Source organism: Pseudooctadecabacter sp., from assembly GCF_020627745.1.
In the GTDB taxonomy this organism is placed as follows: Bacteria; Pseudomonadota; Alphaproteobacteria; order Rhodobacterales; family Rhodobacteraceae; genus Octadecabacter.
In genome coordinates, this window is the sequence record NZ_JAHDGE010000060.1 from 1 (window position 1) to 7189 (window position 7189).

Annotated in this window: 7 protein-coding genes; 2 read left to right on the plus strand and 5 right to left on the minus strand. The window is 63.3% G+C overall.

The features are described from left to right. Nucleotides 1-420: 420 nt before the first annotated feature. The 5 genes from QZ653_RS14465 to trpS form a co-directional block, all read right to left on the minus strand. Nucleotides 421-876 carry a universal stress protein gene (locus QZ653_RS14465; RefSeq protein WP_296421157.1) on the minus strand — a complete coding sequence of 152 codons (456 nt, stop codon included), beginning with the start codon at nt 874-876 and terminating at the stop codon, nt 421-423. 79 nt (nt 877-955) lie between these two features. After that, nucleotides 956-2029, minus strand: a complete 1074-nt coding sequence (locus QZ653_RS14470; protein WP_296421159.1) for a hypothetical protein — start codon at nt 2027-2029, stop codon at nt 956-958. Then, complete coding sequence (locus QZ653_RS14475) at nt 2026-2886, minus strand: branched-chain amino acid aminotransferase (RefSeq protein WP_296421161.1); 861 nt, start codon at nt 2884-2886, stop codon at nt 2026-2028. Before QZ653_RS14475 ends, QZ653_RS14470 begins: the two co-directional genes overlap by 4 nt. Before the next feature lie 244 nt (nt 2887-3130). Beyond that, a complete protein-coding gene (locus QZ653_RS14480; RefSeq protein WP_296421163.1) occupies nt 3131-4495 on the minus strand; it encodes a cytochrome P450 in 1365 nt (454 codons plus the stop codon). 469 nt (nt 4496-4964) lie between these two features. Continuing rightward, a complete protein-coding gene (trpS, locus tag QZ653_RS14485; RefSeq protein WP_296421164.1) occupies nt 4965-5984 on the minus strand; it encodes a tryptophan--tRNA ligase in 1020 nt (339 codons plus the stop codon). Between the two features lie 117 nt (nt 5985-6101). Between trpS and QZ653_RS14490 the strand changes: the two genes are divergently transcribed. Then, entirely contained in the window at nt 6102-6782 is a 681-nt protein-coding gene (locus QZ653_RS14490; protein WP_296421166.1) for a rhomboid family intramembrane serine protease, read from the plus strand. A 4-nt stretch (nt 6783-6786) separates the two neighbouring features. After that, nucleotides 6787-7185 (plus strand): VOC family protein, encoded by a 399-nt coding sequence (locus QZ653_RS14495; RefSeq protein WP_296421167.1) that lies wholly within the window; start codon nt 6787-6789, stop codon nt 7183-7185. Nucleotides 7186-7189: the final 4 nt, after the last annotated feature.

The following is a 7189-nucleotide window of genomic DNA, read 5'->3' on the forward strand; positions in this document are numbered from 1 at the left end:
GGGGCGGTGTGATGTGCCCCGTTTCGTCTGGGGCGGTTTGGTGTGATGCAGCGGGTTGCTGCGTTTCGATGAGATGAAGGTGGCCCCAAATCCGGCGTTCGGGAAGGTGCAGGCCCGTCACGAAAACCGGAGCGCGCGTGACGACGGCGCGCCCCAAAAAAGGTCAAATCGGGCAAAACAGGGGTTTGGTATACATTTGCGCACAGAACAGCGCGGGGGCCTGTGCAAGATGTCACAGAACTCTGTTACAGCCGATCACGCGGCGCGCGCGCAGAAAATTTCAGCACGCCGCAATGTTTCAGGCGGCTCCCCCGCCGGTGAACAATATGTCTTTGTTTTCAGGGGTTTTGTCACAAACCACACGGCCCCGTGCGCACAAATGCGGGGGTGCTGGGCAGAATCAATCGGGGGTGAGGGGCTTTAGGTGATCGCCTCAAGCCGTTCCTTGGACATATCGCCGGGAACAATCGTAATCGGGATCGACATATCGCCTGCGGCCTTGGTCAGCTGCGTGACCAGCGGGCCGGGGCCCTTTTTGTCGGTGCCTGCGCCCAGCACCAACACGCCCACCTCCGGGTCGTCTTCGATCTGGGCCATGATCTCGGTCACGGGGACCCCCTCGCGGATCACCAGTTCGGGATCGACGTTCTGTTTGTCGCGCATCCATTTGGCGTAGACCTCGAAATGGACCTCGATGCGTTCGCGGGCTTCGGCGCGCATGATGTCGGCCACCCCGATCCAGTGATTGAATTCGTCCGGGGGGATGATGGCCAACACCTCAACCCCGCCACCGGTCTTGGCGGCGCGCATGGCGGCGAACCGCATCGCGTTCAGACATTCGCGGCTGTCATCCAGAACAACAAGGAACTTGCGCATGTGATCATCACTCCCATTCGGCGGACACTTTGGCGGATCGTCAGGGGGGTCGCAATGACCAAGTGCAGCGCGACAGGGCTTAGATTGCTGCGCGGCGTCGGCGGCCCAGATGACGCCGCGCCCCGCGCAAGGCGATGTTGCAGGTTTGCTGGCCTGCGAAGACCAACAGTTGCAGCGCCAGCAGATAGACCGCGGCGATGGCGCCAATGGCCAGATTGCTCAGCCGTGCGGTGGCGCGCATCACGCGGGCCTTGCCCAGAACCTCAAACGCGCCGCGCGTGCGTGGCCCCATGGCGGTGCTGACCCGCGCCAGACGGGCCGCGTCGCCTGCGCTGTCCACATGACGCATCAACCCCACGGCTTGGGCCACCGATGTCTGTTGGGCCACCTGCCGCAAGGACCCGCCGATCTGGCCCAATTCCCCCAGCTTGGCACTGTCGATCAGGGCGGAGGGCGGGGCGCGTCCCAGATCGCCCAGCCTGTCCCAGCGCACAGCATCACCCACCAGCGTGGTCAACCGCGCGGCCAAGGCGGGTGTCAGCGTGCCCAGACGCCGCGCCATCCGCAACACAGAAGCCCCCGCCTTGAGGGTGTAGGAACTGCCCCCCGACACCAGCACTGCCCCCGTGGCCCCCAGCCCGACCAGCCCCAGCCCCAGATCGAGACGGTCGACATCCTCCCCGCCAGCATAGGCCAGCCCCGCACGGCGCAGGGCATTCACATCCCCCGCCGGTGTCAGTTCAAACGGGATCGCGCAGACGCCCAGCTGTGCCAGCGTTTCGCAGGCGGTGATGTCCACCGCACAGGCCCCGCAGGCCGCTGTGCGCGCCAAAAGGCCGGACCGCGCTGCATCCAGTGCGGCGATATCTTCAACCAAAGAACGGGGCAGGACCACGCCGTGGTCATTGGCAAGCCCCACCAACAGGTCCAACCGGATCAGATCCTCGGCCAACAGCGCCTCTTGCACGCGGGGCAACAGCCACGCCAGCGTCACGCGCGCGGCCATGGCGCGGGTCAAGGTGGCCTCAATCTGGGCTGCCCTGCGCTGTACCATCGGCGTGGTGAAGGGCGATTGCAGCCCGATCCAGATCGCGGCCACCAGCGTCAGCCCGAAGGGCAGCAGCCGCAACACCAGATCACAGGCGCGCATCATGCGGACCGTCTGGCCCAGTCCCAATACAAATCCCGCGCGCGGCGGGTGACGGGGCCTACTTGATAATGGACATCATCAAAGGCCACGACGGGCGTCACCTTTGACATGTTGCCGCTCAGAAACATCTCATCGGCGGCGCGGGCGTCATCCAAGGTCAGCACGGTTTCATGCACGGTGACGCCATCGGCGCGCAGGTTGTCGATGTGACGCGCGCGGGTGATCCCGGCCAGAAAGGTGCCGTTGGGCACAGGCGTGAACACCTCCCCGTCTTTGACCAGAAACACATTGGCCGTCGCACTTTCGGCCAGATTGCCCATGGCGTCACAGGCCAGCGCGTTGCCAAAGCCCTTGGCGCGGGCCTCGGCCAGCATCCGTGCGTTGTTGGGATAAAGACAGGCGGCCTTGGCGTTGCAGACCGCGTCCTCCATCACGGGACGGCGAAAACGGGTGGTGGTGACGGTGGTGGTGGCCTCTGGCGGGGCCATGGGGATTTCCTCAAGGCAAATGGCAAAGCCCGCTTTGCCCTCCCCCGGCACGATCGCAGAATAGCCTGTGTCGCGGCCCCAATACATGGGCCGGATGTACACGGCCGCATCGCCATAGGGTTTCAACCCCTCATGAATGATTGCCACCATATCGTCGGCGCTGACCCACGGTGTGAGCATCAGCGCCTCAGCTGACCGGTTCACCCGCGCGCAGTGCTTGTCCAGATCGGGCACCAGCCCGCCCACGGACCGCGCCCCGTCAAACACGCCCGACCCCAGCCACATCCCGTGATCCGCCGCGCGCATCAACGGCAGATCACCGTCATGCCACGCGCCCTCATAATAGGTGCGCACGTTGATCCCTGTCGCCATGAAAGCTCCACCTGTCTGTTCAAACCCGATTGGCCCAGACCCTATCAGCCCCAAGCCGCCGGTCCAGCACCACGCGCAAAAAAGCGCCCAAAGCCTGCGAAAGGCTTTGGGCGATGCAAACACGGCAGGGACATGCCGCATCATGTTTGGCGTCCGGTCAAGGAGGCTTGCATCCTCCCTTGGCGACCAGACGGCGCGACCGGCAGGGACATCCGGTCAACGCTGATTTAAGGGGAAATACGTTTCAGTTTTGTGACGCCCGCGGGCGGACGGCCAGTTTCATGCCCCCCACGGGGCGCAAAGTGATCCGCACACGCGGGTAGGGCGTGAAATCTGTCGGGGCCAGCGTGACGCGGTCCAAGGCACCCGCCAAAATCGCAACGGCCTCCATCATCGCGAATTTCCAGCCGATGCAGACCCGCGTGCCCGCCGAAAACGGCACGTATTGGAATCTGTGCCGCGCGGCGACCTGATCGGGGGTGAACCGCATCGGGTCAAACCGCTCGGGCCGGTCCCACAGTCTGGTGTGGCGTTGCATAGGATAGATCGCCAGCACCACGACATCGCCGGCCTTCACCTCCAGATCGCCGATGGTCACATCCTCAAGCGCCACGCGATCCAGCGAAGGGGCGGGCGGATACAGCCGCATGGCCTCCTGAACGACCATGGCATGCTTCTCCAGCGCCTCCAGATGGTCCGGCGTGACCGGCCCGCCGCCCAGAACCGCAGCACGTTCTTCGGCCAGCGTGTCTTGCCATTCGGGATGATTGGCCAGCAAATACAACGTCCAGGTCAGCGCCATTGAGGTCGTCTCATAGCCTGCGCCAATGAACGTCACGATATTGTCGCGCACCTGGGCATCGGTCAGACCTTCGCCGCTGTCGGGATGGCGCGCGGCCATCAGCAGGGCCAGCAAATCCTGGGCCTGATCCTCTGACAGGCGGCGCCCGTCGATCACGTCGGCGGCCGCCTGCTGCATCCAGGCCACAGCCTCGCGCCCGGCCTTGCCCCAAGGGCGTGGCATCCGGCGCGTTGATTTGAAGAAATCGAACACATCCACTTTGCCAAAATGGGCCAACGAGATATCGACCATTTTCGACATGGTGGCAAAATCGAAATCGTCCCCGTCGCCTGACAACAAGGTGCCTGCAATTACTTTGAGCGTGGCATCGGCCATCACCGGCATCACATCCACCTCACCCCGCGCGCCCGCCAACCTGTCGCCCGCCGTGGCCCCTGCCGCCACCATCAAAGGGGCCAGCGCCGTTAGGTTCTTGTGTCGAAAGATCGGGGACGTCGCGCGACGCTGGGTGCGCCATTCCGCACCTTGCGCGGTCAGCAACCCGTGGCCGGTGGCCCGTTCCAGCACGACCTGTTCCAGATCGGATTTTGGGAAAATATCGAAATGGGTCTGAAACACCGCCTGCATGATATCGGGGTCGGTCGTGGTATGAACCCGCTGCCCCAGAATTTTTCTGGTCGCCGTATGTTCGCGGTAGAAGTAGTCCGACCACATCTCGACCGGATTGCGCATCGCCGCCTTCAGGATGGTCAAGGTCGATGCATCGTCCGAGATGGGTGTGGCGGTCACCGGTACAAAGTCAGTCATGTCGTGCCCCCTCATTGGCGGCCCCCACCTTGGACCGCACCGCACCTAAAGGCCAGCCGTTGCACCCCCAGCGCACGGCGCGCCAACCTTTCGTTCATTCAGCACCGCCATAGTCACACATGGTTAACCCGCAGGCTTTCACCCTGCGCCATGGACATCGACAGGCCGCCGGTCCCCCAGACCACCCCCGTGCGATTGCACATATCGGGTGCAGGGACAGGTCGCAGCGCATCAGACCTTGGGGGGCTCGCCCCTCACGGCTCCGCCTTTCCACTTCGGGAAAGATCACCTGTCACCGAACAAACCCGGCATCACAAACGCCCCGGCCTTCTTCATAGGCGCGGGGGGTTGTCGTCGTGCCATAACGCGCCCCTCTCAAAGGTGCGCGCGGCCCCGCCCTTCATCTGGCCCGAAAAACTCCCCCCGGAGGGTCGGCCTGCCACCAAACCGCACCCCCATTAGGGAACACTCAGGACCGCAAAAGCCCCACAATATCATAGGTCTTCTCAAGCACCGGTGCCGCAATCGCGCGCGCCTTGTCGGCGCCTTTGGCCAGCTTGCGGTCAATCTCCGCCGGATCATCCATCAGACGTTTCATCTCATCCGATATCGGGGCGAGCTTCGCCACGGCCAGATCCGCCAACGCAGGCTTGAACCTGCCCCAACCGGCGCCCGCGTATTCCGCGACCACCTCGGCAGGGGTCATGTCGGACAGGCCCGAATAGATGTCGACAAGGTTCTTGGCCTCGGGCCGTCCGGCCAGACCGTCCAGATCCATGGGGATGCCGTCCGGGTCCGTCTTGGCCTTTTTGAACTTCTTGGCAATGGTGTCGGCATCATCAAGCATGTTGATCCGCTCCATATCGCTTTCACCGGATTTCGACATCTTCTTGGTCCCGTCGCGCAGGTTCATCACGCGGGTGCCGGGGCCTTCGATCACGGGTTCGGTCACCGGAAAGAAATCCACGCCAAAGTCGTTGTTGAACTTGTTGGCAATGTCGCGCGTCAGCTCCACGTGCTGTTTCTGATCCTCACCCACCGGCACATGGGTCGCGTGGTAAATCAGAATGTCCGCGGCCATCAGCGACGGATAGGCATACAGCCCCAGCGACGCTTTCTCGGCGTTCTTGCCGGCCTTGTCCTTGAACTGGGTCATCCGGTTCATCCAGCCCACACGGGCCACGCAGTTGAAAATCCACGCAAGTTCGGCATGTTCCTTGACCTGGGACTGGTTGAACAGGATCGAATGGTCCGGATCAATGCCCGCCGCCAGCAAACCGGCGGCAATCTCACGGGTGCCCGCCTTCAGCCCTTTGGGGTCCTGCCAGACGGTGATCGCGTGCAGGTCAACGGCGCAATAGATCGTCTCCATATCCGGGCTTTGCATGTCCACCCAACGTTTGATCGCGCCCAGATAATTGCCCAGCGTCAGACCGCCGGACGGTTTGATGCCGGAAAAGACGCGCGGGGTGAAAGGGCTGTCGGACATGGGAACGGCTCCAGGCTCTGGATTTCAGGGTCACGCTGGCTTACCCATGGCCCAAAGCCCCGTCAACCGCGGCCAGCCTATCAACCGCCTGCCTATCCATTGATCGGACCAGACCCCATGGAAGACCAGAACCCCTTCAACACGATCCCGCCGGTGCCACTGGTGCTGGTGTTGGTCATGACCGCCATTGAACTGACGCTGTCTGCGGCGGCCAACGGCTATGTGGGCGGCGCACAAGGCGTGGGCTGGCGCGCGCAGGCGTTTCAGGAGTATGCCTTTGCGCCTGCCGTGCTGGACCAGATCACCACGCGCGGCAATTACGACATCAATCTGTTCCGCCGCTTCGTCACCTACACCTTTATCCACGTCAATTTCACCCACGCGCTGTGGGGTATCGTGTTGCTGCTGGCGCTGGGCAAATTCGTGGGCGAGAAATTCAGCGCGCTCAGCTTCGCCCTCCTCTTTACAGCCTCCACCATCGGCGGCGCGCTGGTCTACGGGCTGCTGTCCTGGCAAAACGCGGCGCTGGTCGGGGCCTATCCGGGCGTCTACGGGCTGATCGGGGCCTACACCTATATCATGTGGCTGGCGCTGGAGCGGCTGGGCGACAACCAGTTCAAGGCGTTCCAGTTGATCGGCATTCTGCTGGGCCTGATGTTAATTTATTCGATGTTGTTCGGGTCCAGCCCCACGTGGATCGCGGAAGTGTCGGGGTTCGTGATCGGCCTCGCAATCTCCCCGCTGCTGGCGCCGGGCGGCTGGCAGGCGTTCCTCACACGTATGCGGCAAAGGACCTGAGCACATGGCCCAGACCATCGGCATGAACCACCTCGGCCTCACGGTGCGTGACCTGACCCAAACCACCGCGTTCTTTCGCGACGTGCTGGGCTGGGACGTCACCGCGACCGATCCAGATTACCCCCGCAGCACCGTGACCGACGGCCACGTGCGCCTGACGCTCTGGCAGGTGCAAACCGACGATCCGGCCCCCTTTGATCGCAAAACGGCGCTCGGCCTGCACCACCTTGCACTTGAAGTCGCGGATGAGGCGACCCTGACGAGCCTCGCCCGAACCCTTGCGGACACGGCGGGCGTTGAGATCGAATTTGCGCCCGAACCCATGGGCCAGGGCCCGCGTCAGCACATGATGTTCGCAGAACCCGGCGGCCTGCGGATCGAACTGCTTTGGGCTGGGGCGTGACGCG